This window comes from Saccharopolyspora rectivirgula DSM 43747 (genome assembly GCF_000497205.1).
Lineage (GTDB): Bacteria > Actinomycetota > Actinomycetes > Mycobacteriales > Pseudonocardiaceae > Saccharopolyspora > Saccharopolyspora rectivirgula.
In genome coordinates, this window is record NZ_AYJW01000005.1 from 55647 (window position 1) to 82243 (window position 26597).

At 67.8% G+C, this 26597-nt stretch carries 22 protein-coding genes; 12 read left to right on the top strand and 10 right to left on the bottom strand.

The window, feature by feature from the left end; translation table 11 throughout:
- Position 1: 1 nt before the first annotated feature.
- Positions 2-1852: a phosphogluconate dehydratase gene (gene edd / locus SREC43747_RS0102645; protein ID WP_051387608.1), complete on the bottom strand. Its 1851-nt coding sequence runs from the start codon at positions 1850-1852 to the stop codon at positions 2-4.
- Positions 1853-2016: 164 nt separating this feature from the next.
- Here edd and SREC43747_RS0102650 point away from each other — a divergent pair, with 164 nt between their 5' ends.
- Positions 2017-2640: a transporter substrate-binding domain-containing protein gene (locus SREC43747_RS0102650; protein WP_029719610.1), complete on the top strand. Its 624-nt coding sequence runs from the start codon at positions 2017-2019 to the stop codon at positions 2638-2640.
- 36 nt (positions 2641-2676) lie between these two features.
- On the opposite strand, the gene SREC43747_RS0102655 is transcribed toward SREC43747_RS0102650, so the two are convergent.
- The 4 genes from SREC43747_RS0102655 to SREC43747_RS0102670 are packed head-to-tail and all read right to left on the bottom strand — an operon-like array spanning position 2677 to position 5914.
- Positions 2677-3549: an amino acid ABC transporter permease gene (locus SREC43747_RS0102655; RefSeq protein ID WP_029719611.1), complete on the bottom strand. Its 873-nt coding sequence runs from the start codon at positions 3547-3549 to the stop codon at positions 2677-2679.
- The gene (locus SREC43747_RS0102660; protein ID WP_029719612.1) at positions 3546-4196 is read right to left on the bottom strand and encodes an amino acid ABC transporter permease; all 651 of its coding nucleotides are present in this window, start codon (positions 4194-4196) and stop codon (positions 3546-3548) included. The genes SREC43747_RS0102655 and SREC43747_RS0102660 overlap by 4 nt, the downstream gene beginning before the upstream one ends.
- Positions 4197-4252: 56 nt before the next feature.
- Positions 4253-5155, bottom strand: coding sequence for a glutamate ABC transporter substrate-binding protein (locus SREC43747_RS0102665; RefSeq protein ID WP_029719613.1), 903 nt, complete (start codon positions 5153-5155; stop codon positions 4253-4255).
- Between the two features lie 30 nt (positions 5156-5185).
- Positions 5186-5914 (bottom strand): amino acid ABC transporter ATP-binding protein, encoded by a 729-nt coding sequence (locus tag SREC43747_RS0102670; protein ID WP_201768612.1) that lies wholly within the window; start codon positions 5912-5914, stop codon positions 5186-5188.
- A gap of 351 nt (positions 5915-6265) precedes the next feature.
- Between SREC43747_RS0102670 and miaB the strand changes: the two genes are divergently transcribed.
- Positions 6266-7741: a tRNA (N6-isopentenyl adenosine(37)-C2)-methylthiotransferase MiaB gene (miaB, locus tag SREC43747_RS0102675; RefSeq protein WP_029719615.1), complete on the top strand. Its 1476-nt coding sequence runs from the start codon at positions 6266-6268 to the stop codon at positions 7739-7741.
- Positions 7738-8229, top strand: coding sequence for an Rv2732c family membrane protein (locus SREC43747_RS0102680; protein WP_029719616.1), 492 nt, complete (start codon positions 7738-7740; stop codon positions 8227-8229). The genes miaB and SREC43747_RS0102680 overlap by 4 nt, the downstream gene beginning before the upstream one ends.
- A gap of 96 nt (positions 8230-8325) precedes the next feature.
- On the opposite strand, the gene SREC43747_RS0102685 is transcribed toward SREC43747_RS0102680, so the two are convergent.
- Positions 8326-9651 (bottom strand): DUF349 domain-containing protein, encoded by a 1326-nt coding sequence (locus tag SREC43747_RS0102685; RefSeq protein ID WP_029719617.1) that lies wholly within the window; start codon positions 9649-9651, stop codon positions 8326-8328.
- A gap of 462 nt (positions 9652-10113) precedes the next feature.
- Here SREC43747_RS0102685 and SREC43747_RS0102690 point away from each other — a divergent pair, with 462 nt between their 5' ends.
- The 5 genes from SREC43747_RS0102690 (at position 10114) to SREC43747_RS0102710 (ending at position 15297) form a co-directional block, all read left to right on the top strand.
- Positions 10114-10716, top strand: coding sequence for a class III extradiol ring-cleavage dioxygenase family protein (locus tag SREC43747_RS0102690; RefSeq protein ID WP_306413761.1), 603 nt, complete (start codon positions 10114-10116; stop codon positions 10714-10716).
- 34 nt (positions 10717-10750) lie between these two features.
- Entirely contained in the window at positions 10751-11662 is a 912-nt protein-coding gene (gene miaA / locus SREC43747_RS0102695) for a tRNA (adenosine(37)-N6)-dimethylallyltransferase MiaA (protein ID WP_029719619.1), read from the top strand.
- A 9-nt stretch (positions 11663-11671) separates the two neighbouring features.
- Positions 11672-12514, top strand: a complete 843-nt coding sequence (dapF, locus tag SREC43747_RS0102700; RefSeq protein ID WP_029719620.1) for a diaminopimelate epimerase — start codon at positions 11672-11674, stop codon at positions 12512-12514.
- Positions 12515-12796: 282 nt separating this feature from the next.
- Positions 12797-14266, top strand: coding sequence for a GTPase HflX (gene hflX / locus SREC43747_RS0102705; protein WP_051387610.1), 1470 nt, complete (start codon positions 12797-12799; stop codon positions 14264-14266).
- A complete protein-coding gene (locus SREC43747_RS0102710; RefSeq protein ID WP_236622991.1) occupies positions 14263-15297 on the top strand; it encodes an NHL repeat-containing protein in 1035 nt (344 codons plus the stop codon). Before hflX ends, SREC43747_RS0102710 begins: the two co-directional genes overlap by 4 nt.
- Before the next feature lie 8 nt (positions 15298-15305).
- On the opposite strand, the gene lexA is transcribed toward SREC43747_RS0102710, so the two are convergent.
- On the bottom strand, positions 15306-16031 hold the full coding sequence (lexA, locus tag SREC43747_RS0102715) for a transcriptional repressor LexA (protein WP_236622992.1): 726 nt from the start codon (positions 16029-16031) through the stop codon (positions 15306-15308).
- A gap of 760 nt (positions 16032-16791) precedes the next feature.
- Here lexA and nrdR point away from each other — a divergent pair.
- The 4 genes from nrdR to SREC43747_RS0102740 all read left to right on the top strand — a co-directional run bounded on the left by nrdR (position 16792) and on the right by SREC43747_RS0102740 (position 23679).
- On the top strand, positions 16792-17280 hold the full coding sequence (gene nrdR, locus SREC43747_RS0102725; RefSeq protein ID WP_037331230.1) for a transcriptional regulator NrdR: 489 nt from the start codon (positions 16792-16794) through the stop codon (positions 17278-17280).
- A 164-nt stretch (positions 17281-17444) separates the two neighbouring features.
- On the top strand, positions 17445-20267 hold the full coding sequence (locus tag SREC43747_RS0102730; protein ID WP_029719625.1) for a vitamin B12-dependent ribonucleotide reductase: 2823 nt from the start codon (positions 17445-17447) through the stop codon (positions 20265-20267).
- Positions 20268-20596: 329 nt separating this feature from the next.
- Complete coding sequence (locus tag SREC43747_RS0102735; protein ID WP_029719626.1) at positions 20597-22372, top strand: Xaa-Pro dipeptidyl-peptidase; 1776 nt, start codon at positions 20597-20599, stop codon at positions 22370-22372.
- A 224-nt stretch (positions 22373-22596) separates the two neighbouring features.
- A complete protein-coding gene (locus SREC43747_RS0102740) occupies positions 22597-23679 on the top strand; it encodes a DUF4192 domain-containing protein (protein ID WP_029719627.1) in 1083 nt (360 codons plus the stop codon).
- 21 nt (positions 23680-23700) lie between these two features.
- Here the strand turns inward: SREC43747_RS0102740 and galE are convergent, their stop codons facing one another.
- The 3 genes from galE to SREC43747_RS0102755 all read right to left on the bottom strand — a co-directional run bounded on the left by galE (position 23701) and on the right by SREC43747_RS0102755 (position 26595).
- Positions 23701-24663, bottom strand: coding sequence for a UDP-glucose 4-epimerase GalE (gene galE, locus SREC43747_RS0102745; RefSeq protein ID WP_029719628.1), 963 nt, complete (start codon positions 24661-24663; stop codon positions 23701-23703).
- Positions 24664-24724: 61 nt separating this feature from the next.
- On the bottom strand, positions 24725-25903 hold the full coding sequence (gene galK / locus SREC43747_RS0102750; protein WP_029719629.1) for a galactokinase: 1179 nt from the start codon (positions 25901-25903) through the stop codon (positions 24725-24727).
- Positions 25900-26595, bottom strand: coding sequence for an iron-dependent transcriptional repressor DtxR (locus SREC43747_RS0102755; protein WP_029719630.1), 696 nt, complete (start codon positions 26593-26595; stop codon positions 25900-25902). Before SREC43747_RS0102755 ends, galK begins: the two co-directional genes overlap by 4 nt.
- Between the last annotated feature and the right edge of the window lie 2 nt (positions 26596-26597).

The following is a 26597-nucleotide window of genomic DNA, read 5'->3' on the forward strand; positions in this document are numbered from 1 at the left end:
CTCACTGGTTCTTTCCCGTCAACGCTGGTTGTTGTGCTTGGGGAGCGGACTGGGCGAAAGGCGAGAGGAGAGCGCTGGCCCCCTGGTCCGCCCGCCCGACCGCTTGCCGGAAGGTGGCGAAGAGCTCCCTGCCCGCTCCGAACTGGGCGTGCGGGGGAGACACCGGCTCCCGGGCGGTGAGTTCTTCGGCGGGCACCAGCACGTCCAAAGTGCCTTCGGCGGCGTCCAGCCGAATGGTGTCGCCGTCCCGCACCCGGGACAGCGGGCCACCGGCGGCGGCTTCGGGGGTGAGCTGGATCGCCGCCGGGATCTTCCCGGAAGCGCCGGACATGCGTCCGTCGGTCACCAGGGCGATCCGGTGTCCGCGGTCCATCAGGACGCCGAGCGCCGGGGTGAGCCCGTGCAGCTCCGGCATCCCGTTGGCTTGCGGCCCCTGGTTGCGGATGACCACGACGACGTCGCGGTCCAGCTCACCGGCTTTGAAAGCCGCCGAGAAGCTCGCCTGGTCTTCGAAGACCCGAGCGGGGGCTTCGACCGTCCAGTGCTGCCGGTCCACCGCCGACACCTTGATGACCGATCGGCCGAGGTTGCCCTCCAGCACGCGCAGCCCCCCGTCCGGGGCGTACGGGTTGTCCACATCGCGCAGCACGTCCGGGTCGGCGCTGCTGCGCGGGGCCTCCCGCCACACCAGCTCCCCGTCCTCCAGGAAGGGCTGCTGGCAGTAGCGGTCCAGGCCGGGACCCGCGACGGTTTGGACGTCCTGGTGCACCAGGCCGGCGTCCAGCAACTGGCGGAGCAGGGTCTGCACGCCGCCGGCCGCGGCGAAGTGGTTGATGTCGGCCGCCCCGTTGGGGTACACCCGCGCCAGCAACGGCACCGCGCTCGAGAGGTCGGCGAAGTCGTCCCAGGTCAAGTGGATCCCCGCGGCCGCGGCGATGGCGACCAGGTGCAGGGTGTGGTTCGTGGATCCGCCGGTGGCCAGCAGCGCGACGACGCCGTTGACGATGGCGCGCTCGTCCACGATCTCCCCGAGCGGCACCGAGAGGTCCACGACCCGTCGAGCTGCTTCCTCGGTGAGCGCTTTGCGCAGCGGCGTGCCCGGGGGAACGAAGCTCGATCCGGGGAGCTGCAGCCCCATGACTTCGACCACCAGCTGGTTGGAGTTGGCCGTTCCGTAGAAGGTGCAGGTGCCCGGCGAGTGGTAGGCGGCCGATTCCGCTTCGAGCAGGTCTTCCCGGGTGGCCTTCCCCTCGGCGAACAGCTGGCGGATGCGGCTCTTCTCGCTGTTCGGCAACCCGGACGGCATCGGCCCGGCGGGCACCAGCATGGTGGGGAGCTGCCCGAAGGCCAGGGCGCCGATCAGCAGGCCGGGGACGATCTTGTCGCACACCCCCAGCAGCAGGGCCCCGTCGAACATCTCGTGGGACAGCGCGATGCCGGTCGCCATCGCGATGACGTCCCGGGAGAACAGGGAGAGCTCCATTCCCGGGCGGCCCTGGGTGATCCCGTCGCACATGGCCGGGACCCCGCCGGCGAACTGGGCCACCCCACCGGCTTGGCGCACCGCTTCCTTGATCCAAGCCGGGAACTCGACGTACGGCTGGTGGGCGGAGAGCAGATCGTTGTACGCCGACACGATCGCGATGCCCGGTTTGGCGGCGCCGCGCAGGGCCAGCCGGTCGGGGCCGCTGCAGGCGGCGAAGCCGTGGGCGAGGTTGCTGCACGGCAGACCGGCCCGAACCGGGCCTTGCGCCGCTGCGGAGCGGATGCGCTCCAGGTAAGCGCTGCGGGACTGCCGGCTGCGGTCGGCGATGCGTTCGGTGACTTGTTCAACGTCTGGATGAAGCGCCACGTGTTGCCCTCCATAGCTGCCAGTAGCCCGGCGACGTCGTTGGCGCCTGTGATCGCGTACACGCTAACGGGTGTGCCCTGGATTTCAAAATCGATTCTGAACTTCGGTGGGCCTCAAGTCGATCTCGATGGGGGATCATGGAAGAAACCGATCGAGGAGGCGGGATGCGGGTCCAAGCAGTCGCGATCGCGCTCGCGGTCGCCGCGGCGGTCGCCGCGTGCGGGCAGGAGCAACAGGTGGAACAACCGGAACAGGCCGTTCAGCTCCCGAAGCAGGAACAGGTGAGCTCGGCACTGCCGACCCCCTCGGCCGACACGTCGATCGGGCTGGACACCTCACCCACCATCGAGCAGATCAAGCGGCGCGGGGAGCTGCGGATCGGGATCAGGGCCGACGACCCCCAGTTCGCGGTGCGCGCGGCGGCCGGCGAGTACACCGGTTTCGACGTCGAGATCGCGCGTCTCCTGGCCCGCAGCCTGGGACTGGACCCGAACACCCAGGTCTCCTACCGCATGCTGCCGGAGAGCATGCTCACCAGCGCGGTGGCGACGGGGAACGTGGACGTGCTGCTGAGCAGCCCGGTCGAATCGGAGCAGCTCGCCGAAACCGGGCCGTACGTCGTCGCCGACGCGCAACGCGGTCAGCGGTTCTTGATCACCAAGCAGGACGACGCCGTCCTGCACGCCGAGTTGGAGGAGATCCTGCGATCGGCGGTTGCCGACGGCAGCTGGGAGCAGGCGTACGAGCGCACGCTCGGCCAGGCCGGAGTGGCCGCCAGCCCCCGGTGAGCTCGTCCCACGCGGGGGCAGCGCCTGCCCCAGTGCTCAGTCGCCCGCGGCGCCGGCCTGCTGGAGGTCGCCGGGCTGGGCCACTTCGCCCCGCCGGGCTCGGCTAAGCCGGTTTTCCACGTAGACCGCCAGTTTGCTCAACCCGTAGTTGATCAGGATGAAGATCACCGCGATCGTGAAGTAGACCTGGATCGGGTTGAACAGGTTCTGCACGATGACCTGGGCCTGCCGGACGAGTTCGAAGTAGGAGATGATGAAGCCCAGCGAGGTGTCCTTGACGATGACCACCAGCTGGCTGATGAGGGCCGGCAGCATGGAGCGGAACGCCTGGGGCAGCAGGATGGACCCCAGCACCTGGTGGCGCCGCATCCCGATCGCGTAGGCGGCCTCGCTCTGCCCCTTGGGCACGGCGAGGATCCCGGCTCGCATGATCTCGGCGATGATCACCGAGTTGTAGGCGGTCAGACCGATGACCAGGTACCACAGCGTGGGCAGGTCGATGCCGAACTCCGGAAGCGCCCGGTAGGCGAAGAAGATCGCGATCACCACGGGCACGCCGCGCAGCAGCTCCACCACGCCGACGATGGCCCACCGGTACCACGGCGCGCTGACCACCCGGCTGACCGCCAGCAGCGTGCCGATCACCAGGGAGAAGACCATCGCGAGAGCCGCCGCGACCAGCGTGTTGCCCAGCGCCTGGCCCAACAACCGCCACAGCGAGGAGAAGGTGGGATCGGCCGGGTTGATCAGCGGTCCCCAGCGGTCGGCCGACAGCTGCCCCCGCTCGGCCAGGCGGACCAGCACCCAGGCCAGCAGACCCAGCAGAGCAACGCTGACCAGCGCACTGGCGATCCGGGAACGCCGCCTGGCGCGCGGGCCGGGCGCCTCGTACAGGACCGTGTTGGTCATCGCACCACCGCCACCTTCCGCTCCACGACGTTGAGCAGCAGGCCGAAGGGAATGGTCAGCAGCAGGTAGCCGATGACCACCCCGGTCAGCACCGGAAGCGCGGCCAGCCCCTGGGCCGAGGTCAGCGTGGCCGCCACCGAGTACAGGTCACCGCCCACCCCGAAAGCACCGGCGATGGCCGAGTTCTTGATCATCGCGATCAGCACGTTGCCCAGTGGTGGGATGACCATGCGCACCGCCTGCGGGAGCACCACCAGGGAGAGGGTCTGGCCGAAGGTGAGCCCGATCGACCTGGCGGCTTCCGCTTGGCCCGCTGGCACGGCGTTGATGCCGCTGCGGATCGCCTCGCACACGAACGCCGAGGTGTACAGGCCCAGACCGATCGTGCCGAACCAGAAGTACGAGCCGTTCAAACCCACCTCGGGCAGCCCGAAGGCCATGAAGAACAGCACCACGGTCAGCGGGCAGTTGCGCAGCACGGTCACCCACGAGGTGCCGACCGCTCGCAGCGGGGGGAGCGGCGACACCCGGAAGGCGGCCATGACGGTGCCCACGACCAGGGCGATCACCGCTGCGTAGAAGGAGATCTGCAAGGTGCGCAGCAGCCCGCTGGCGAACAGCGGCAGGTTGTCGATGATGACTTGCACGAATCACTCCGGCCATGCGGACGGGTGCCGCTTCCGCGGCACCCGTCTCCGGGACGTCAGACGCAGGGATCCAGCTGGGGGAGCTGAGGGGTCTGCTGGGCGACCTTGCCCGCGGTCGCCCTCCACGCCTGCTCGTACTTGCCGCTCTGCGCCGCTTCGGTGAGCGTCTGGTTGATGAACTCGCAGAACTGCACGTCGCCCTTCTTGATGCCGATTCCGTAGGGCTCTTCGGTGAAGGGCTTCTCCACCAGCTTGAACTGGCCGCCGCTCTGCTCGGCCAGGCCGAGCAGGATCACGTTGTCCGTGGTGACCGCCTGCACTTGGCCGGTGCGCAGCGCGTCCGCGCACTTCGAGTAGACGTCGAACAGCACCAGGTTGGCCGGGTCGACGTACTTCTTGATCTCCTCGGCGGGGGTGGAGCCGGTGACCGAGCAGACCTTGGCGCCGGTGGGGCGCAGCGACTCCGGGCCGGTGATGGTGTTGTCGTCGGCCTTGACCATCAGGTCCTGGCCGGCTTCGTAGTACGGACCGGCGAAGCTGATCCGCTGCTTGCGGTTGTCGTTGATGGTGTAGGTGGCGATCACCATGTCGACCTTGTCCTGCTCGAGGACCTCTTCACGGGTTTGGCTGGGGGTCTCCACCCACTGGATCCGGTCCGGCGGGATGCCCAGCTTGCCGGCGATGATCCTGCCGATCTCGACGTCGAAGCCCTGCATTTGACCGTCGAGCCCGCGCACCCCGAACAGCGGCTGGTCGTACTTCGTGCCGATCCGGATGGTGCCCCGCTGGTTGAGCTCGGCCATCGTGGTGCCGGGCTCGAACTGCGCGTCCTGGTCGACTTCGACGTCCACGGACGGCCCGGAGAGCTGGTCCTCGCCGCCGCCCCCGCCGCAGGCGCTCAGCACGAGCGCCACCGATGCCGCCAGGGCTGCGACCAGTCGCGTTCTTCTGGCTCGCATGTGTGGCCCCTCTCTGGGAACTGGTCCCCCTCAATGGGTCAGGATCTTGCTCAGGAAGTCCTTGGCGCGGTCGCTTTCCGGGGAGGTGAAGAATTGCTCCGGGGAAGCGTCCTCGGCGATTTCGCCGTCCGCCATGAACAGCACCCGGTGGGCTGCCCGTCGGGCGAATCCCATCTCGTGCGTGACGACGAGCATGGTCATGCCCTCGGCGGCCAGGCTGGTCATCACTTCCAGCACTTCGTTGACCATTTCCGGGTCCAGCGCCGAAGTCGGCTCGTCGAACATCATGACTTTCGGCTTCATCGCCAGCGCCCGGGCGATGGCTGCTCGCTGCTGTTGACCACCGGACAGCTGCGCCGGGTACTTCTGCGCTTGGTCGGCGATGCCGACCCGGTCCAGCAGTTCCATCGCCAGCTCGCGGGCGGAGGCCCGGTCCTGCTTGCGCACCTTGATCGGGCCGAGCGTGACGTTCTCCAGAATTGTTTTGTGCGCGAACAGGTTGAACTGCTGGAAAACCATGCCGACGTCCGCGCGCAGCTCGGCCAGCGCACGCCCCTCCGACGGCAGTGGAACTCCGTCTATTTCGATCTGTCCTGAGTCGATCGGCTCCAGCCGGTTCACCGCCCGGCACAGCGTTGATTTGCCCGACCCGGACGGTCCTAGTACGACCGCGACCTGCCCCCGCGGAATCGTCAAATTGATATTCCGCAACACGTGCAGCTCGCCGAAGTACTTATCCACTCCGGACATCCGGATCATCGGCACGTCCGTGGCAGCTGCGGCCATTCTGCGTTCTCCCGGCAAAAGGAACTGGTTCGATGGTCGAAACTTAAGCTGCGTACCGGGGATAGTCCAGACGAATTGGCCAATAGGCCAGTTCCCGTCGCCGTTTTGCAAAAATCTGGAGGAGCTGCCCCGCCGAATGGCCTATTCCAATGAATCCGATGGCGGAATTGCTGCGCGGATCTCCGCGGTTCCGGAGCAACGCGTTCCGCTGGTGCGGTGATGGAGGAAGGCGGCGCAGCGCCGCTCGGCGAGGCTCGCGCGCTGCTCGTCGAGACGGCTCCGGGCGGGTGAACCCGCGATCTCACCAGGCGTTACGGTGGAGCCGTGAGCACGCGAACCTACCAGATCCGCACGTACGGCTGCCAGATGAACGTGCACGACTCCGAGCGGCTCGCAGGGATGCTGGAAGACGCCGGATACGTGCGCGCAGCGGAAGGCGCCGTACCGGACGTGGTCGTGTTCAACACCTGCGCGGTGCGGGAGAACGCCGACAACAGGCTTTACGGAACGCTCGGTCACATGCGCCCGGCCAAGGAGCAGAACCCGGGGATGCAGATCGCGGTCGGCGGCTGCCTGGCGCAGAAGGACCGGGAGACGATCGTCAAGCGCGCCCCGTGGGTGGACGTGGTCTTCGGCACCCACAACCTGGGTTCCCTCCCCGTGCTGCTTGAACGCGCCCGGCACAACCAAGAGGCCCAGGTCGAGATCCTGGAGTCGCTGGAAGTCTTCCCCTCCACGCTGCCGGCTCGGCGGGAGTCCACCTATTCCGGCTGGGTCTCGGTGTCCGTCGGCTGCAACAACACCTGCACCTTCTGCATCGTGCCGTCGCTGCGCGGCAAGGAGAAGGACCGCCGGCCGGGTGAGATCCTCGCCGAAGTTCGGGCGCTGGTGGCCGAGGGGGTTCTGGAAGTGACCCTGCTCGGGCAGAACGTCAACGCCTACGGGGTGGAGTTCGGCGACCGCTACGCCTTCAGCAAACTGCTGCGGGCCTGCGGGGAGATCGAGGGCCTGGAGCGGGTGAGGTTCACCTCGCCGCACCCGCGGGACTTCACCGACGACGTGATCGCGGCCATGGCCGAGACCCCCAACGTCTGCCCGCAGCTGCACATGCCGCTGCAGTCGGGCTCCGACCGGGTGCTCAAGGCGATGCGCCGCTCCTACCGCTCCGAGCGGTTCTTGAACATCCTCGGCAAGGTCCGGGAAGCGATGCCGCACGCGGCGATCACCACCGACATCATCGTCGGCTTCCCCGGCGAAACCGAAGAAGACTTCGAACAGACCCTGGAAGTCGTCCGGCAGGCGCGGTTCAGCAGCGCCTTCACCTTCCAGTACTCCAAGCGGCCCGGCACTCCCGCCGCGGACATGCCGGACCAGGTGCCCAAGGAAGTGGTGCAGGAGCGGTACGACCGGCTGGTGGCCCTGCAGAACGAGATCTCCTGGGAGGAGAACAAGAAACTGGTCGGCCAGACCGTCGAACTGCTGGTGGCGGAAGGCGAGGGGCGCAAGGACAACGAGACCCATCGCCTCACGGGACGCGCCAGGGACGGGCGGCTGGTGCACTTCACCCCCACCGGCGCGGTGGACGGTGAGATCAGGCCCGGCGACATCGTGCGCACGACGGTCACCCGAGCGGCACCGCACCACCTGGTGGCGGACACCGACGTCCTGTCCCACCGGCGCACCACCGCGGGCGACCGCTGGGAGGAGGGCAAGCGGCCCAAGACCGCGGGGGTCAGCCTGGGCCTCCCCTCCTTCGGAGCGCCGAAGCCGCAGCAGAGCGAACAGGGGTGTGCTTGTTGAGCGACAATCCCGAGGAGAAGGAGCGTTCGACCCAGTCGGACCAGGAGATCAGCCGCCAGCTCGCCCGCGCTGAGCGGGACATCCTCCGGCAGTTCGACCCCGGTGTCCGGGCGGTGCTCATCGCTGCGGTGATCGTGGTGCTGATCCTGACCTGGCTCCTGCCGTGGATCGGCAACGCCACCGGCTGGCAGGTGTTGAGCGGGCAGACCGACCCGGTGCTGGACGTCGGTCTGCTGCCCCGACTGTTCGCGATCAACTCGACGATCGCGGGCGTCGGCGTGGGAGTCCTGGCCTTGGTGACCCGGCGCTGGGTGGTCGCCTTCCTGGCCGCAGCGCTCGACACGATGGTCGCCTTCGAAGGAATGATCGCCATCTGGTCGCGGCAGACCAGTGTTTACGGGGGCCCGTCCATCGGTCTCGTCATAGCGCTGATCTGCATGGTGGTGCTCGCCGTCAGCTGGGTGCGCATCGCCTGGTCCCGCAGCTGACCAGCTCGGCGAGCAGCAGAACGCCCCGCCCGGTGACGAGCGGGGCGCAAGACCCGCGGCCGGGGCGGTGCGCACCACCCCGGCCGATCACGTCGTTCAGCGAGTGGCGAGCGCCTGCTCCGCCGTGGCCAGCCACTCGCGCCACTGGGCGGCCAGCTGCTCGGCTTCCTCGGCGCGGCGCTCGTCGCCGGCAGCACGGGCCTTCTTCGCCTGGGCCTCGAACTGCTCGACCCGCTCCCGGAACTGCTCGACCCGAGCCTGGGCTTGCGGGTCGGTGCGGCGCCACTGCGCTTCCGCGGCGGAGCGGACCCGGTCGACCACGGCCCGCAACCGGCCTTCCAGCTCCCGGACCCGGTCCCGCGGGACCCGACCGATCTCGTCCCACCGCTGCTGGATCTGCTGCAGCTGCGCCTGAGCGGCCTTCAGGTCCGCATCCGGGTCGATGCGCTCGGCCTCGGCCAACAGCTCTTCCTTCAGCTTCGCGTTGGCCGCGTACTCGGCGTCCCGCTCCGCGAACGCTTCCGAACGGCGCTTGAAGAAGCGGTCCTGAGCAGCCCGGAACCGCTGCCAGAGCGCCTCATCGCTGTCCTTGGGGGCCCGGCCCGCGGCCTTCCACTCGGCCATGAGCTGCTTGTAGCGGCTGGCCGTGCCCGCCCAGTCGGTCGATTCCGTCAGCGACTCGGCCTCTTCGACCAGCTCCTGCTTGCGGGCCTTGGCGGCGGCCCGCTGCCGGTCGAGTTCGGCGAAGTGCGAGCCGCGGCGTCGGCTGAACGCATCCCTCGCCTTGGCGAACCGCCGCCACAACCGGTCCTCGGTCTTGCGGTCGACCTTGCGGAGGGTCTTCCACTCCTCCGCGATTTCCCGCAACCGGTCGCCGGCGGCCTTCCACTGCGTGGACTCGGCAGCGATCTGCTCGGCCTCTTCGACCAGGGCTTCCTTGTGGGCGATGAGCTCCGCCCGGGCGCGTTCCCGCTCCTGCTTCTCCTGCTCGACAGCGTGCTCGGCCCGGGCCACGACGTGCTCCACGCGCGCGACCAGTGACCTCAGATCACCGACCACCGCGGCGTCGTCCAGCCCTTCCCGCAGGTGCTTGGCACTGGTGAGCGTCTGCTTCGGATCGCCGGCACGGGTGTTGATCCGGGTTTCCAGCAGTTCCACTTCGGTGAGCAGGTCGTCGAACCTGCGCGCGAAGTGCGCGAGGCCTTCGCTTGGTTCCCCGGCTTGCCAGGAGCCGACCGCTCGCTCGCCGTCCCCGGTGAAGACGTACACCGTGCCGTCAGCGTCCACACGCCCCCACTTGGCGGGATCTGCTGAGGCACGTGGTACCGCGGGCGCAGCCGAAAGCGACCCGGGGGTGCCGGTGGTGGAATCCGCGGACGCCTGGTGGGCGACCGCCTCAGGGGTCGTGTCTTGGTGCGTCATGGCCGGCTTCCTCCTAGCGTGCCCGCTCTCGTGCCCGTGCCAGACACGGGCGCCCCGCACTGGCGGGGCCTAGCAACCCTCGGTCCGGACATTTGTTCCGCCCGGACATCGCTGGCGCATTTAAACAGGTCAGGACGCGAATCGGAACTCGCTTTCACGAACCTGTGTCCAACTTGCGAACCGGCCGGCGAAAGCGGCTGGTGTCCGCGCCCCGTGACCTGCACAGGCTCATTGTCAATTGTCACCTGTTCAGGTACGGCGGGCAGGGGGTGGGAGACCACGTCTTCCCGCCGGTGCGGTTCGTTCCCGCTCCCTGGTATGAGCACTTGGATCGATACCTCTACCTTCACAGGTGTGATCACCCGTGTAGCTGTGGTGCCGTATCCGCCGTTGCTGGTTCCCGACCTGACCGTACGGGCCGGCGCCGAAACCGAATACCTGCGGAACTCCTGTTTGCGTGCCGTGTCCAGTCTGACTGAAATCGCCGCCGAATGGGTGGCTGTCGGAGCAGATCGGTCAGGTCCGGCGGAACTCGCCCCGGAGACCACGGGAACGTTCGCCGGCTTCGGCGTGGACCTCCGGGTTGCGCTGGGGACGGAGCAGACCGAGCCGGCAGATCCGATGCTGCCCTTGCCCGCGCTGGTCGCCGGCTGGTTGCGCGGGCAGGTCGGTGCGCGTGCCGTCGACATGCGGCTGCTGGATCCGGACACCAGCGCCGACGAGTGCGCCGACATCGCCCGGGAGCTCGACGAGCAGGACCGGCCGCTGCTGGTGCTCGCCGACGGCACGAACTGCCGCGACGAGCGCTCGCCGCGCCCGCCGGATTCCCGTGCGGCCGCGTTGGACGCCTCGATCCGCGATGCCCTGGCCGCGGCGGACCCGGATCCGTTGCTCGCCATGGACCCCGCGCTCGCCGCGGACTTGGGCGTGCAGGGACGAGCGGGACTGCAGGTGCTGGCGCACTTGGCTCGGCAGTCCGGGGTGCCCTGGCGAGGTGACCTGCTGTACTCGGCGACCCCTTTCGGGGTCTCCTACCACGTCGCTGTGTGGACCCGGTACCGCTGACGGGGCGATGCGGATACTGCTTAAGGTCGTAGACGTGCAGTCTCCATCGCGTCTGGTGGTAATCGTCGGACCCACCGCCACTGGGAAGTCGGACCTCGCCGTGGAACTGGCTTTGGCCATCGGTGGGGAAGTCGTCAACGCGGACGCGATGCAGCTGTACCGCGGGATGGACATCGGCACGGCGAAGCTGAGCGAGGAGCAGCGCCGCGGAGTGCCGCACCACCTGCTCGACGTGCTGCACGTCAGGGAAACCGCTTCGGTGGCCGCTTATCAGCGGCAGGCCCGGCGGACCATCGAGGAGATCCTGGCCCGCGGCCGGACGCCCATCCTGGCCGGCGGATCCGGACTGTACGTCCAGTCGGTGATCGACGAGCTCTCCTTCCCCGGTACCGACCCGGAGGTGCGGGCCAAGTACGAGGCGAAGCTGCACGCGGTGGGGCCGGGCAAGCTGCACGAACAGCTGCGGGAGCTCGACCCGGCTGCGGCGGAGGCGATCCTGCCGAGCAACGGACGCCGCGTAGTTCGCGCGCTGGAGGTCATCGAGATCACCGGCAAGCCGTTCTCGGCCCACCTGCCGAAGCCCGGAGAACCCCGCTACTCGGCGGTGCTGATCGGGCTCGACCGCCCGGTCGGTGAACTGGACGAGCGCGTTGACAAGCGCGTGGCCCGCATGTTCGACGCCGGTCTGGTGGACGAGGTGCGCCGCCTGGAGCGGGAAGGGCTGCGGGAGGGGCGCACCGCCAGCCGAGCCCTGGGCTACCAGCAGGTGCTGGACGAACTCGAAAGCGGCGGCGACATGGCGGCGGCCGCTGCGGAAACCGCCCGGCTGACCCGGCGCTTCGTCCGCAGGCAGCGCTCCTGGTTCCGCCGGGACCGCCGGATCGTCTGGTTCGACGCCGCGGACGAAGCGCTGATGTCCGGCGTTCTGGCGAAGGTGACTACGTAGACTGGGGGCGTGCGACTACCCCAGGGGCCCCAGTACCTGAAAGGCCACGGCACCGAGAACGACTTCGTCATCCTGCCCGACCCCGGTGGCGAGCTCGAGCTGACCGAGAGCAGGGTGCAGGCGCTGTGCGACCGGCGCCGCGGGCTCGGGGCGGATGGTGTCCTGCGGGTCGTCCGCACCGGTGCGCTCGAGGACGCGCCCGCCGACGTTCCGGCAGACCTGTGGTTCATGGACTACCGCAACGCCGACGGTTCGGTGGCCGAGATGTGCGGCAACGGCGTGCGGGTGTTCGTCCACTACCTGGTGCAGGCGGGGCTCGCGGAACCGGGCGAGCTGGTGATCGGCACCCGCGCGGGAACGCGCTTCGTCACCGCGCACGGTGGTGGCCGGGTGACGGTGGACATGGGGCCGGCCAAGGTCTTCGGCGAGTCCGCCACCGAAGTCTCCGGGGTCGAGTTCTCCGGGGTGGCCGTTGACGTCGGCAACCCGCACCTCGCGTGCGTGACCAGCGCTGACATAGACTCCCTCGACCTCACCACGCCGCCGCCGCACGACCCAGCGGTGTTCCCCCACGGGGTCAACGTCGAGTTCGTGCGCCCGGTGGGCCCGGACCGGGTGCGGATGCGGGTGCACGAGCGCGGGGTGGGGGAGACCCGCTCCTGCGGAACCGGAACGGTGGCGGCCACGGTTGCCGCTTTGCGCTCCCGCGGTGCCGAGACCGGGCGCTGCGCGGTGCAGATCCCCGGCGGCGTGGTCGAGGTGGAGGTGACTCCGGAAACGGTCATGCTCACCGGGCCGGCAGTGCTGGTGGCTTCCGGCCAGCTCGACCGGCAGTGGTGGGCTGCTGCCTGATCCTTCCGCGGGCTGCCACCTCGCGGCTGCGCTGCGTGCTGCACGTCGCCGCGGCGAGACGCCGTTCCCCTTTCCCGAGCAGGTGACATCGTCGATTTCCGCTCCGCAGAAACCGGGAATCCCGGGGGCGGGGGTTTCGTTGCAGCCATTGCCGGTGACAGCTGTTTGGAGAAGGCCTTCTCGGCGCGGTGCTCCGTTGTCGAGAACCGCCTGACCACGAGGAGTTATTTGCGATCGAAAAGTGCGAAATTCGCTGGCGCTGCATGGGACAATGGCATCGATATGAAGAAAACGACCTGGCCTGTCGCCGTCGAGCTCGCTGAGCCCGCGGCCCACGAGCACGAACTCGTTCTCGGTGACGAGCCGTCCACCGGCGAGCTGGAACGAGCTGCCCGGGCTTCGCTCCGCCGCGTAGCAGGGCTTTCCACCGAACTCTCGGACATCACCGAGGTCGAATACCGGCGGCTCCGCCTGGAGCGCGTCGTCCTGGTCGGGGTGTGGACCGAAGGGGAAGTCGAACAAGCTGAGGCTTCCCTGGCGGAGCTCGCCCGGCTGGCCGAGACCGCCGGCTCCCAAGTGCTGGAGGGGTTGATCCAGCGCCGCTCGCGTCCCGACCCTGCCACCTACATCGGTTCGGGCAAGGTCCGCGAACTGCGGGACATCGTGTTGTCCACCGGAGCGGACACCGTCATCTGCGACGGCGAGCTCTCGCCTGGCCAGCTGCGGCAACTCGAGGAGAAGCTGAAGGTCAAGGTCATCGACCGCACCGCGCTGATCCTCGACATCTTCGCCCAGCACGCTCGTTCCAAAGAGGGCAAGGCCCAGGTCGAACTGGCTCAGCTGCAGTACTTCCTGCCTCGCCTGCGCGGTTGGGGTGAGGCGATGTCCCGCCAGGCCGGTGGGCGTGCCGGTGGTGCGACCGGTGGTGTCGGTACCCGTGGTCCCGGTGAGACCAAGCTCGAAACCGACCGGCGGCGGATCCACAAGCGGATCAGCAAGCTCCGCAAGGAACTGGCCGAGATGCGCCGCATCCGGGAGACCAAGCGCGGTCGTCGGGAGGCGAACGCGGTTCCCGGCGTGGCGATCGTCGGTTACACCAACGCGGGGAAGTCGAGCTTGCTCAACGCCCTCACCGGTGCCGGGGTGCTGGTGGAGGACGCCCTGTTCGCCACCCTGGACCCGACGACCCGCCGGGCGGTGACCCCGGACAACCGCCCGTACACCCTCACCGACACGGTCGGGTTCGTCAGGCATTTGCCGCACCAGCTCGTGGAGGCCTTCCGCTCCACCCTGGAGGAGGCGGGCCGGGCTGACCTGCTCCTGCACGTGGTCGACGGTGCGGAAGCGGCACCGCAGGCACAGGTGGCGGCGGTCCGGCAGGTGCTGGCGGAGATCGCCGAGGAGTACGGGACTTCGATGCCGCCGGAGCTGCTGGTGGTCAACAAGACCGACTCCCTCGACGCCACCAAGATGGTGGAGCTGCGCAGGCTGTTCCCCGAAGCCGTCTTCGTTTCCGCGCACAGCGGGGAAGGCATCGAAGAGCTCCGCGAGGTGATCGCCGACCGACTTCCGCGGCCGGACGTCCTGGTGGACGTCTTGGTGCCCTACTCCCGAGGTGAGCTGGTGTCCCGGGTGCACGCCGAGGGAGAGGTGCTGGACGCGGAGCACACCCCGGAGGGAACGCGGCTGCGGGCGAAAGTGCGGCCCGACCTGGCGGGGGTGCTGCGCCCGTTCGCGGCTTCTTCGGTGTGAGGCTGGCGAGCTTCAGCACGGCCCTCGCGGCCGTGCTGATCTCCGGAGCGCTTCCCGGGACGGCTGCTGCTCAGGAAGGAGCGTTCCAGCAGCACTGCGTGGTTGCGGACAGCCGGCTGGCGGAGTTGTCCGGCCTGGCTTCGGACGGGGAGACCTGGTACGCGGTCGGCGACGGGGGCAGCGCGTTGCGGGTCGTGGAACTCGACCCGGCGGATTGCTCGGTGCGCGACGTGCGGTCAGCGGATGTCGATCCCTACGACGTGGAGGATCTGGCATTGGCAGCCGACGGGTCGCTGTGGCTGGCCGACACCGGGGACAACAAGCTGCGCCGGGAGAACGTGGCACTGCACGTGCTGCGTCCTTCCGGCGAGGTGGAGCTCTTCCGGCTCGAGTACCCGGATGGTCCGCACGACGCCGAGGCGTTGCTCCTCGACGCCGCCGGAACGCCGTTCATCGTGACCAAGGAGTACTTCGGGGCCGCAGGTGTCTATCGGCCCACCGAAGCCCTCGACGAGAACCGGGCCGTTCCGTTGCAGCGGGTGGCTTCACTCGACCTTCCGGTCACCAACACTCCGGGAGGGCCGATCAAGGCCGGGTTGGGGACGAAAACGGTGACCGGAGGATCGGTCAGCGAAGACGGCACGCTGATCGCAATTCGCACTTACACCGAGGTGTACCTGTATCACGCTCCGGACAAGGATGTGCTCGCTGCTCTGCAGCGACGGCCTGCTCGAATCGCGCTTCCCGGAGAGCTGCAGGGGGAAGCCATCGCGTGGCAGCCGGACGGGTCGTTGCTTTCCGCTTCGGAGGGGAACCAGCCGGTGCGGATCATCCCGGCAGCTGCGGACATTGGACGAAAGGCTGCTGAACAGCAGGGTGTCCCCGACCGGCAGCCCGTTCAGCAGGAGAAGCCTGCTGCTGGTGCGCCGGACTCGTCCGCGGGATCTTCTGCTCTGCCGCTGGTCGTGGCAGGTGCAGTGGCTGCGTTGCTCCTGGTTCTTCGGCGCCGTTTCCGGGGCGGGAACAGCTGACCCCAGCGTCACAGGCGCCGCAGGACAGCCACGACCTTGCCCAAGATCGTCGCGTTGTCGCCGAGGATCGGCTCGTACGCCTGGTTGTGCGGCACCAGCCAGATGTGGTCCTCAGTGCGCTTGAACGTCTTGACCGTGGCTTCTCCGTCGATCATCGCGGCCACCACGTCGCCGTTCTCGGCGTCCGGCTGCTGTCGAACTGCCACCCAGTCGCCGTCGGTGATGGCCAAGTCGATCATGGAGTCGCCGACGACTTGCAGCAAGAAGAGGTTTCCGTCTCCCACGATCTCCTTCGGCAGGGGGAAGACGTCTTCGATGGATTCCTCGGCGAGGATCGGGCCACCGGCGGCGATCCGGCCCACCACGGGCACGTATGCGGGCTTGGTCCGCTGGGTCAGTTCGGGAGAGGCTTCCTCGCCGTTCGCCACCAGGACTCCCACGGTGCGCGGCCGGTGCGGATCGCGGCGCAGGTAGCCCTTCCGCTCCAGAACTCGGAGCTGGTACGCCACCGAGGAGGTGGAGGTGAGTCCCACGGCATCGCCGATTTCCCGGACGCTGGGCGGGTAGCCGTGCTCGTTCATCCAGTTCTGAATGGCTTCGAGCACTTTGCGCTGCCGCTCGGTGAGCTCTTCGGTGCGCTGCGTCTGTTCGGGCAGGGGTTGTTGCGTCCCGTCCTGTTTCTGCTCAGGGGTTGCCACCTGGTCCGGGATCGAGTCCGTCATATGTCTCGTCACCGCTACCCTCCTTGATCATGGCACCTCATTGCTCTGCAAATGGTGCTTCTCCACTTTCTCCACAGTAGACGGCATGAAGCCAAAGATCAAACACCTGTTCGAGCTAATTTACCGGACGAAGGTGCGGTCCGTTGTGCACTCCTGGTACACAATCGCGTGCAAGTTCGATTGAACTCGTATTCGGCGAGCTCTGAATTTTGGAAAAAGCGCTTCGGTTCGCGGAGCTCCAATGGTTCGACAGGCGGGAATACGCCCGGGTGGGTGGATCGTTTTCCATTGCGCGAAACGTTCCGAGGCCAGATTCGCTGAGCTGGGCGGCTCTGCCCCCTTGGTGGCTGAATTCACTCCTCCGAGGAGTGGGTGGTCTCGTGCCGGCGCCTGGCCTCCAGGCGGTGCGAAGGTGGCGTCCGGGTGGTGGAGGTGGTGCGCGACCCCCTCGGGAGGGTGGTTTCCGATCGGCGTCGCCGGCCGTGGAGATCGGCGTGCTGAGTGATGAGGATCTCCAGGAGATTTGAGCGCGCACCGTGCTCAGAAGGCTTCTCGCCGTGATCGAGAACGGGGCGGTGGGGCTCTTTCAGCAGGTTGAGCAAGGCCTGCCCGATGGGTGTGTCGACTTTGTGGTGGGGTAGGTCTAGAGCTAGAGTCACCACAACATCTAGTAGTTACACCCGCGTATTTCGTCCACAGGTTGGGCTTGTAGGGTGTTCGATCGTTTGGGCGCGAGCGCTGCGCGCTGACCTGCTGAAGGGGGTGAATGCCGGTGCGATGCCCGTTCTGCAGAGCAGCGGACTCCAGGGTGGTCGACTCCCGTGAGGTGGAGAGCGGCCAGGCCATCCGCCGCAGAAGGTCGTGCTCTTCGTGCGGACGGCGGTTTACCACGATCGAGGAACTGGTGCTGTCCGTGGTGAAGCGGTCCGGCGTCACCGAGCCCTTCAGCCGCGAAAAGGTGGTGCGCGGTGTTCGTCGAGCCTGCCAGGGGAGGCCGGTCGAGGAAGACGCGCTCCAGCAGCTGGCTCATCAAGTGGAGGAAGAGGTCCGGTCGCGAGGTGCGGCAGAACTGCCGAGCCACGAGATCGGGTTGGCCATCCTGGGACCGCTGCGCGAGCTGGACGAGGTCGCGTACCTGCGCTTCGCCAGCGTGTACCGGGCCTATTCGTCGGTCGAGGACTTCGAGAAGGAGATCGCTGAGCTGCGAGCCGCGCGCCAGCAGTCCCCGGCAGCTGAAGAAGAGACGAATGGAGAGCAGTGATGGGTAAGCCACGTCGGCGGGCCGCCCGGCGTGGGACCACGCAGAGGCATCGGCGTGGGTCCGGGAAGCGGACGACGCCGGGAGAAGAGACGCGACCGAACCGGACGGGGAGACCGGACGGGGGAAACGCACGACGAGCGAGCAGTAAGGAAGAGGGTCACGTCATGACAGAGACCGTCGGTAGCCCGGCCGGCGCATCGGGGGAGCCGGGAATTGGTGCCCGCACCAAGAGGGGCATCCGGGTGCAACGCGTCTACACCACCGAGGGGGTGCATCCCTACGACGAGGTCAAGTGGGAGCGCCGAGATGTGGTGATGACCAACTGGCGGGACGGTTCGGTCAACTTCGAGCAGCGCGGCGTTGAGTTCCCCGACTTCTGGTCGATGAACGCCGTCAACATCGTCACCAGCAAGTACTTCCGCGGCGCGGTGGGCAGCGACGAGCGGGAGAACAGCTTGCGGCAGTTGATCGACCGTGTCGTCAAGACGTATCGCAAGGCCGGTGAGGAGCACGGCTACTTCGCCACCGAGAAGGACGCCGAGATCTTCGAGCACGAGCTGACCTGGATGCTGCTGCACCAGGTGTTCAGCTTCAACTCGCCGGTCTGGTTCAACGTCGGCACGAAGTCCAAGCAGCAGGTCTCGGCGTGCTTCATCCTGTCGGTCGACGACACGATGGAGTCGATCCTCGACTGGTACAAGGAAGAGGGCCTGATCTTCAAGGGCGGTTCCGGTGCCGGCCTGAACCTCTCCCGCATCCGCTCGTCCAAGGAGCTGCTGTCCTCGGGAGGCACGGCGTCCGGCCCGGTTTCCTTCATGCGCGGTGCCGATGCCTCGGCGGGCACGATCAAGTCGGGCGGTGCCACCCGGCGCGCGGCGAAGATGGTCGTGCTCGACATCGACCACCCGGACGTCGAGGAGTTCATCGAGTGCAAGGCGCGCGAGGAGCACAAGATCCGCGCGCTCCGGGACGCCGGCTTCGACATGGACCTGGGTGGCGCGGACTCCTGGTCGGTGCAGTACCAGAACGCCAACAACTCGGTCCGGGTGTCGGACGAGTTCATGCGGGCGGTGGAGAACGACACCGAGTTCGGCCTGCGCGCCCGCACCACCGGGGAAGTGATCGAGACCGTTCGGGCGCGCGACCTGTTCCGGAAGATGGCGCGGGCCGCGTGGGAGTGCGCTGACCCGGGCATCCAGTACGACGACACGATCAACGACTGGCACACCGCTCCGGAGTCCGGGCGGATCACCGCTTCCAACCCGTGCTCCGAGTACATGCACCTGGACAACTCCAGCTGCAACCTCGCGTCGCTGAACCTGCTGAAGTTCCTGCGCGAGGACCTCACCTTCGACGCGGAGCGCTTCGCCAAGACGGTCGAGCTGGTCATCACCGCGATGGACATCTCGATCTGCTTCGCGGACTTCCCGACGGAAGCGATCGGGGACACCACGCGCAAGTTCCGCCAGCTGGGCATCGGCTACGCCAACCTCGGCGCCCTGCTGATGGCCACCGGGCACGCGTACGACTCCGACAGCGGACGGGCGCTGGCGGCCGCGGTCACTTCGCTGATGACCGCCACCGCCTACAAGCGTTCGGCCGAAATGGCCGGCGTGGTCGGCCCGTACGAGGGCTACGCGCGCAACGCCGAAGCGCACAAGCGGGTGATCCGCAAGCACTCGGCGGCGAACGACCTGGTGCGCACCTACCACACCAACGACTCCGCGGTGCACAAGTTGGCCACCCGGATGTGGCAGGAAGCCCTGGAGCTGGGTGAGGAGCACGGGTACCGCAACTCGCAGGCCTCCGTGCTGGCCCCGACCGGCACGATCGGCCTGATGATGGACTGCGACACCACGGGCATCGAGCCGGACCTGGCCCTGGTGAAGTTCAAGAAGCTGGTCGGCGGCGGTTCGATGCAGATCGTCAACCAGACCGTGCCGCGGGCGCTGAAGGCGCTGGGGTACCAGCAGGAGCAGATCGAAGCCATCGTCGACTACATCTCCGAGCACGGTCACGTGATCGACGCTCCGGGGCTGCGGCGCGAGCACTACGACGTCTTCGACTGCGCCATGGGCGAGCGGGCCATCGCCCCGATGGGTCACGTGCGGATGATGGCCGCGGTGCAGCCGTTCCTGTCCGGCGCGATCTCCAAGACGGTGAACATGCCGGAGTCGGCCACCGTCGAGGACGTCGAGCAGCTGTACATGGAGGGCTGGAAGCTCGGCCTGAAGGCGCTCGCCATCTACCGGGACAACTGCAAGGTCGGCCAGCCGCTGTCCGCCGGCAAGGGCGACAAGAAGGAAAAGGAAGTCGAGAAGCAGATCGAGTACCGTCCGGTTCGCCGCCGGTTGCCGAAGAAGCGGCCGAGCCAGACGATCTCGTTCACCGTCGGCGGTGCCGAGGGTTACCTGCACGCCGGGTCCTACCCGGACGACGGGCTGGGCGAGATCTTCGTCAAGCTCGGTAAGCAGGGTTCGACCCTGGCCGGTGTGATGGACGCCTTCTCGATGTCGATCTCGGTGGGTCTGCAGTACGGCATTCCGCTGGAGTTCTACGTCTCGAAGTTCCAGAACCTGCGGTTCGAGCCGGCCGGGATGACCGACGACCCGGACATCCGGATGGCGACCAGCGTGGTGGACTACCTGTTCCGCCGGTTGGCGCTGGACTACCTGCCGTACGAGAAGCGCGCCCAGCTCGGCATCTTCACCGCTGAGGAGCGGGCCGCTCAGGTGAACGGTGAGTCGCCGGCCGATGTTCAGGGCGACGCCGACCTGGACACGATCCGCTCCACCGTGGACCGTTCGACGTCGGAGACCGGGGCCAAGGAGGCTCCGCAGGAGGCGCACAGCTCCACCGAGCTGCTGGAGCTGCGACTGGGCAAGGCCGCGGACGCGCCGCTGTGCATGACCTGCGGCACCAAGATGAGGCCGTCCGGCTCCTGCTACGTCTGCGAGGGCTGCGGCTCCACCTCCGGCTGCAGCTGACGTTCACCGGTTGCGGTGATCCGTGGCGGGCGTCCCAGCACCGGGGCGCCCGCCACCTCTGTTCTCGGAGGTTTCCTGGGGCGTGCTCCAGCTCTTCGGCGAACCGAGCGCCCGGCAGGCGAGTTGGGAAACGCGGATTCGCCCAGCCAGGGCACCTCGCGCTGACCCACCCCGCTCCAGCTCCACCGGGATGGGCGGTTTAGCACATTCGCGGGGTGATCGCGCGCTGGCAATGCGATTGGCGTAAACCCGCCGGGAAAACAATTGACTTCGCCGCACGCTGCCGTGAAAGTGCTGGTGTCCGTCCGTTCTGCTTCACGGGAGCCTGCATGCGGCGCTTTCGTATGGGTCTGCTGGCTGCTGCGTTGGTGCTGCCGGCCAGCGCGCTTCCGGCCACCGCGCAACCACCTCAGCAACCGGTGTTCGAAGATGGCGAAGCGCAGCCGGTTTTCGATCCGGAGCAAGTCGTCCGGGAAGACCTGTTCGTCACCGCCCCGGTGGACAGCGACCGCGACGGTCGGCCGGACGAGGTGCACGTCCAGGTAGTCCGTCCGAAGGAGACCGAGCGGGGGCTGCGGGTCCCAGTCGTGTACCAGGTCAGCCCGTACTTCTCCGGTGGCAACGAGGTGCAGAACCACAACGTCGACACCGAGTTGTACGTGCCGGATACCGCTGGGGCGCGCAGCAGCGGGCGCGCGGCTGCGAGCGGTCGGGCCGCGCTGACCGCGGAAATCACCTGGGACTACGAGGAATACCTGTTGGCCCGGGGATACGCGGTCGTTTACGCCGAATCGCTGGGCACCGGTCAGTCCACCGGTTGCCCGACGAGCGGCGGCAAGAACGAAACGCTGGGCGCGAAGGCGGTGGTGGACTGGCTCAATTCGCGCGCGCCCGGGCGGGACGGAGCGGGCAAACCGGTGCGCGCCGACTGGGCGACGGGCAAGGTCGGGATGATGGGGGTCTCCTACAACGGGACCTTGCCGAACGCGGTGGCCACCACCGGAGTGCCCGGGCTGGAGGCGATCGTGCCGATCGGCGCCATTTCCAGCTGGTACGACTACTACCGGGCCGACGGTGCGGTGGTCGCCCCCGGTGGTTACCAGGGTGAGGACACCGATGTGCTCGCCGAGTACGTCTACACCCGCGCCGATCGGGAAGTGTGCCGCGAGGTGATCGACCAGCTGGCTGCCGAGCAGGACAGGGTCACCGGTGATTACAACTCCTTCTGGCACGAGCGGAACTACCTCGAGGACGCCGACGAGGTCCGGGCAGCGGTGCTGGCCGTGCACGGCCTGAACGACTGGAACGTGAAGACCAAGCACGTCGCGCAGTGGTACGAGAAGCTCAAGGCCAACGGGGTGCCGCACAAGATCTGGTGGCACCAGCAGGGGCACACGGACCCGCTCCGCGTTCGCGAGCAGGAGTGGCTGCGGGAGCTGAACCGCTGGTTCACGCGCTACCTCTACGGCGTGCCCAACGGGGTCGAGGGAGAACCGCGAGCCACCATCCAGCGGGAGGACGGCACCTGGGTGCAAGAGCGGGAGTGGCCGGCGCCCGGGGTGCGGGAGCAGAAGCTGTACCCCCTTCCGGGTGGAAATCAGCGAGGCGGGCTGACCAGCATCGCTGCTGCGCCGAACGTGGTCGAGGAGTTCACCGACGACGCGACCGTGCGGGCCGAGGAGCTCGTCGCCGCGCCGGAGTCGGCGAACCGGCTGGCGTACTTCACCGGTCCGCTGGCCGATCCGATGAGGGTCAGCGGCACCGTTGAGGCGCGACTCGCGCTGACCTTCGACCGGCCCGCGGCCAACGTCACGGCTCTGCTGGTGGATCGGGCTCCCGACGGGACGACGTCGATCGTCACCCGGGGATGGACGGATCCGCAGAATCGGCACGCCATCGACCGGACGTCCCCGATCGAGCCCGGTGAGCAGTACTTGATCGACGTGTCGATGCAGCCCGACGACTACGTCTTCGCGCCCGGGCACCAGGTGGGCGTCGTCGTGCTGTCCAGCGATCACGACTTCACCCTGCGGCCATCACCGGGCACCGGTCTGCAGCTGGACCTCGAGCGCACCCACTTCCGGCTGCCGGTGGTGTCCCCGTAGTTCGAGGAGTGGCGCGGGAGGTGCTGGCCGGGGTGCCTCCCGTGCTCTGCTCGTCGAGCGTTGTCGCTTCCCGGCCCTCGCACGTCGGTGGTGCTCGGGAGCACTGGCTCTTGTCCGCTGTGGACAGCAGTCCGCGCTGCGAGTTGTCCACAGCGCGGTTGTTTGTCCACGGCGGTCGAATTCGCGGCTGCCGGCGCAGCACGTCCGCTGGCGATCGTTGAGGCATGACGCCACGGCTCAACACGGTCATTTCCTTGGAAGATCCGGCTGATGTGCTGGCCGCCATTCCGCACATGCTCGGTTTCCACCCGGAACATTCGCTGGTCGTGATCACCATCCACGACCTGGACTCCGTGCCGCGCTTCGGCACGACTCTGCGGGTGGACTTGCCCTGCCGGTCCAAAGAGCGGCTGGTTGCCGAGTACCTGCTGTCCGGTCCGCTCAAACGCCAGCGGGCCGAAGCGGTGTTCACCGCCGTTGTCGGTCAACAGCGGGCGTGCGATTGCGACGACGAGTGCTGCGCTCCGCTCGATTCGCCCGAGACCAGCCCCACGGGACTGCCGCACGAGGCTCTCGCCGCAGTGCTGCGGGAGGTTTTCGACGAAGCCGGAGTGACCACCGTCCACGCCTTGTGGGCACCGGAGATCCAGGCCGGTGCGGAGTGGAAGTGCTATGACGCACCGGGGTGCGGCGGGATCCTCCCGGATCCGAGCTCGTCAGCGGTCGCCGCAGCGATGACCGCGGCCGGTGTGGTCACCTTCCGGAACCGGGAAGAACTGCGCGAGCTGATAGCGCCCGAACCTGCTGGAGAACTGACGTTGCGTTCGGCGAAGCTGGACGCGCTGGTGGAAGAACGGCAGGACGGTCCGGAACAGGCCCGGCGCGATCTGCAGACCGTGTTCGCGGCAATACGCCGCACCGCGGAAGGAAAACCGCTCACCGAAGAGGACCTGTTGCAGGTGCTGTTGGCGGTTTCGGACAGCCGGGTGCGGGACATCGCGCTGAGCGCTTCGCTCGGTGAACTCGCCCCGGCTGCCGAGCAGCTGTGGCTGACCTTGGTGCGCAAAGCACCGGAACCGGAATTCGCCGATGTTGCCGCGCTCCTCGCTTTCGCCGCCTACCTGCGGGGTGAAGGCGCGTTGGCGAGCGTCGCGCTGGAACGGATCGAGCAGACCCGCCCGGAGCACCGGCTGGGCACCCTGCTGCGGCGAGCCCTGGACAGCGGCATCACTCCAACGGAGCTGGCGGCGGTGGCCCGGGATGCAGCAGAGGATGCCCGCGCGCTGCTGGCGGAGGGCGGCGCCTGACGCCCTCCTGGGGAGTGGTGCTCAGGATTCCGCGCGGGAGCGGGTGAAATCCCAGGCGTCCTGCACGATCTTCTCCAAGTCGGCGAACTTCGGTTGCCATCCGAGCTCGTCCTGGGCGCGCTGACTGGAAGCGACCAGGGTCGCGGGGTCCCCGGCGCGGCGCGGAGCGACTTGGGTGGGGATCGGGTGCCCGGTCACCTTTCGGCAGGTGTCGATCACCTGCTTCACCGAGAACCCGGTGCCGTTGCCGAGGTTGTAGATCTTGTGCTTCCCGGGGGTCGCGTGCTGCAGAGCGAGCAAGTGGGCGTCGGCGAGGTCGGTCACGTGGATGTAGTCCCGGACGCAGGTGCCGTCCTCAGTGGGCCAGTCATCGCCGTAGATCTGCACCTGCTCGCGTTGGCCCAGGGCAACCTGCAGGACGATCGGGATCAGGTGCGTTTCCACCGTGTGCCGCTCACCGAACGCGCCGTGCGCACCAGCGACGTTGAAGTACCGCAGGCTCACCGCGGCCAGGCCGTGCGCTTGCGCGTACGAGCTGATCGCGTGGTCGATCGCCAGTTTGGTGGCACCGTAGGTGTTGGTCGGCTGGGTGGGGCTGTCCTCCGGGATCGGAACCACGTCCGGCTCGCCGTAGGTGGCCGCGGTGGAGGAGAAGACCAATTTGTTGATGCCGTGCTCCCGCATCGCCTCCAGCAGTCGCAGGGAGGTCACGACATTGCCTTGCCAGTACTTGTGCGGGTCTTGCATGGATTCGCCGACCAGTGACTTGGCGGCGAAGTGCAGGACTCCGTCGAAGGGGCGGGAGAGCACGCTGCTCGCCACTTCGGCGATGTCTCCCTGGATGAATTCGCAGCCGCTCGGGACCGCATCGGCATGCCCGGTGGACAGGTCGTCCACCACCACGACTTCGTGCCCGGCTTCCAGCAGGCGGGCCGCGCACACGCTGCCGATGTATCCTGCACCGCCCGTGACGAGAAGCTTCACCTGGGTACTACCTTTCGTGGGAACTTGCTTTGGCTGGCCAGAGGTGAACGCGTGCCGGGGCTCACCGGTCCTGCCCCGCGCCCGGCGACGGTACCGCGGTGAACAGTCGCGGCTGGGTCAAGCCGCGTCGGCGGAACGCCTCGAACACCTGCTGTTCGACGTGTTCTCGCTGAGCTGTGGGGATCAGAGCGATGGCGGACCCGCCGAACCCGCCGCCGGTCATCCGGGCGCCGAGCGCACCGGCCTCCAAGGCGCTGTCCACGGCCACGTCCAGCTCGGTGCAGGACACGCGGTAGTCGTCCCGGAGACTGATGTGGCTCTGGGTGAGGTAGGAGCCGATGTCGGCGTACTTCCCCTCGCGCAGCACGGCGACCGTGTCCAGCACGCGCTGGTTCTCGGTGATCACGTGGCGCACCAGGGGCCGGAGCTCCTCGGGCAGCTTGGGCAGCACGATGTCCAGTTCGGTTGTGCTGAGGTCCCGAAGAGAGGTGAGCCCCAGCTGCTCCGCCGCCTGCTCGCAGCCGCTCCGGCGGTCCCCGTACCCGGATTCGCTGTGCGAGTGCTTGGCACGGGTGTCGATCACCAGCACTTCGAGCCCAGTACTGCGGGGATCGAACGGGATCTGCTCCGACTCGCCGCTGCGAACGTCGTGGAAGAGCACGTGGTCGGCGGTGCAGTTCAACGAAGCGGTCTGATCCAGCAGGCCGGTCGGGGCGCCGACGAAGGTGTTCTCCGACTGCTGCACCAGGCGGGCCAGTTCCTCTCGAGAAGGAGCTCCTGGGCTCCCCGAGGGGTGGCCTGCGGCGTCCAGCAGGGCGAGGATCACCGCGCACTCCAGGGCGTGCGAGGAAGACAGGCCAGCTCCGGTGGGGACGGTGCCGACGATGACGAGATCAGCTCCGGGGAGGGTGAACCCCGCTTCCGCCAGGGCCCAGGCCACACCGGCTGGGTAGGCGGCCCAACCGGTGACGGTCCCCGGGCGGAGCTCGCTGACGGCCAGCGGCTCGCTCTGGTGCAGTTGTCCTTCGGTGCTGAACGTGGCGACGGACAACTGGCCGTCGGTTCGCGGCCGGACCGCCACCGCTGTGCGGTGCGGAAGCGCGAAGGGCAGGACGAACCCGTCGTTGTAGTCGGTGTGCTCACCGATCAAGTTGACCCGGCCAGGTGCTGACCACACCGATTGCGGCGGCCCGCCATGGCGTTCGGTGAACAGTTCTGCTGCGCGGTCTGCTGGGTTCACTTCGTGCACACCATGATCGCGTGGGCAATGCTGGGCGGCAGTTCGGTGGATCCGTTCTCCCCGCGGATCTCCACCGGCTTGTTCGCCCCCACGACGGACGTGATGTCCACCTCTTTGTCGGGCAGCACGCCGACCTCCTTGAGCTCGGTCATCAGCTTGGGGTCGAGCTGCACGTGTTCGGCGATGCGGCGGATTTCCCCACGTCCCCCGCCGTTGCGGGCGATCTCGTCAACGCGCCGCAGTCCTTCGTCGGTGGGCAGTTCCACGTGGTCGATCCCCAGTTCTTCCAGGCCGGGAATCGGGTTGCCGTAGGGCGATGTGGTCGGAGCGCCGAGCAGCTTGATGAGCTTGCGCTCGACGGCTTCGCTCATCACGTGTTCCCAGCGGCAAGCCTCGTTGTGCACGTGCTCCCATTCGAGGCCGATGACATCGACCAGCAGGCGTTCGGCGAGGCGGTGCTTGCGCATCACGCTGATCGCGCGGGCCCGGCCAGCCGGGGTGAGCTCCAGATGGCGGTCTTCGGCGATGGTGAGCAGGCCATCGCGCTCCATCCGAGCTACTGTTTGGCTCACCGTGGGGCCACTCTGCTCTAGACGCTCAGCGATCCGTGCCCGGAGCGGAACGATCCCTTCCTCTTCGAGGTCGTAGATCGTTCGAAGATACATCTCGGTGGTGTCGATGAGATCATTCACGT

What these genes read in the sequence shown, in the direction of transcription:
- hflX (WP_051387610.1), top strand. Translation starts at nt 12,797, where the DNA reads ATGAAGAAAACGACCTGGCCTGTCGCCGTCGAGCTCGCTGAGCCCGCG.
- SREC43747_RS0102650 (WP_029719610.1), top strand. Translation starts at nt 2,017, where the DNA reads ATGCGGGTCCAAGCAGTCGCGATCGCGCTCGCGGTCGCCGCGGCGGTC.
- SREC43747_RS0102670 (WP_201768612.1), bottom strand. Translation starts at nt 5,914, where the DNA reads ATGATCCGGATGTCCGGAGTGGATAAGTACTTCGGCGAGCTGCACGTG.
- SREC43747_RS0102740 (WP_029719627.1), top strand. Translation starts at nt 22,597, where the DNA reads ATGACGCCACGGCTCAACACGGTCATTTCCTTGGAAGATCCGGCTGAT.
- SREC43747_RS0102685 (WP_029719617.1), bottom strand. Translation starts at nt 9,651, where the DNA reads ATGACGCACCAAGACACGACCCCTGAGGCGGTCGCCCACCAGGCGTCC.
- SREC43747_RS0102735 (WP_029719626.1), top strand. Translation starts at nt 20,597, where the DNA reads ATGCGGCGCTTTCGTATGGGTCTGCTGGCTGCTGCGTTGGTGCTGCCG.
- SREC43747_RS0102665 (WP_029719613.1), bottom strand. Translation starts at nt 5,155, where the DNA reads ATGCGAGCCAGAAGAACGCGACTGGTCGCAGCCCTGGCGGCATCGGTG.
- SREC43747_RS0102655 (WP_029719611.1), bottom strand. Translation starts at nt 3,549, where the DNA reads ATGACCAACACGGTCCTGTACGAGGCGCCCGGCCCGCGCGCCAGGCGG.
- SREC43747_RS0102730 (WP_029719625.1), top strand. Translation starts at nt 17,445, where the DNA reads ATGACAGAGACCGTCGGTAGCCCGGCCGGCGCATCGGGGGAGCCGGGA.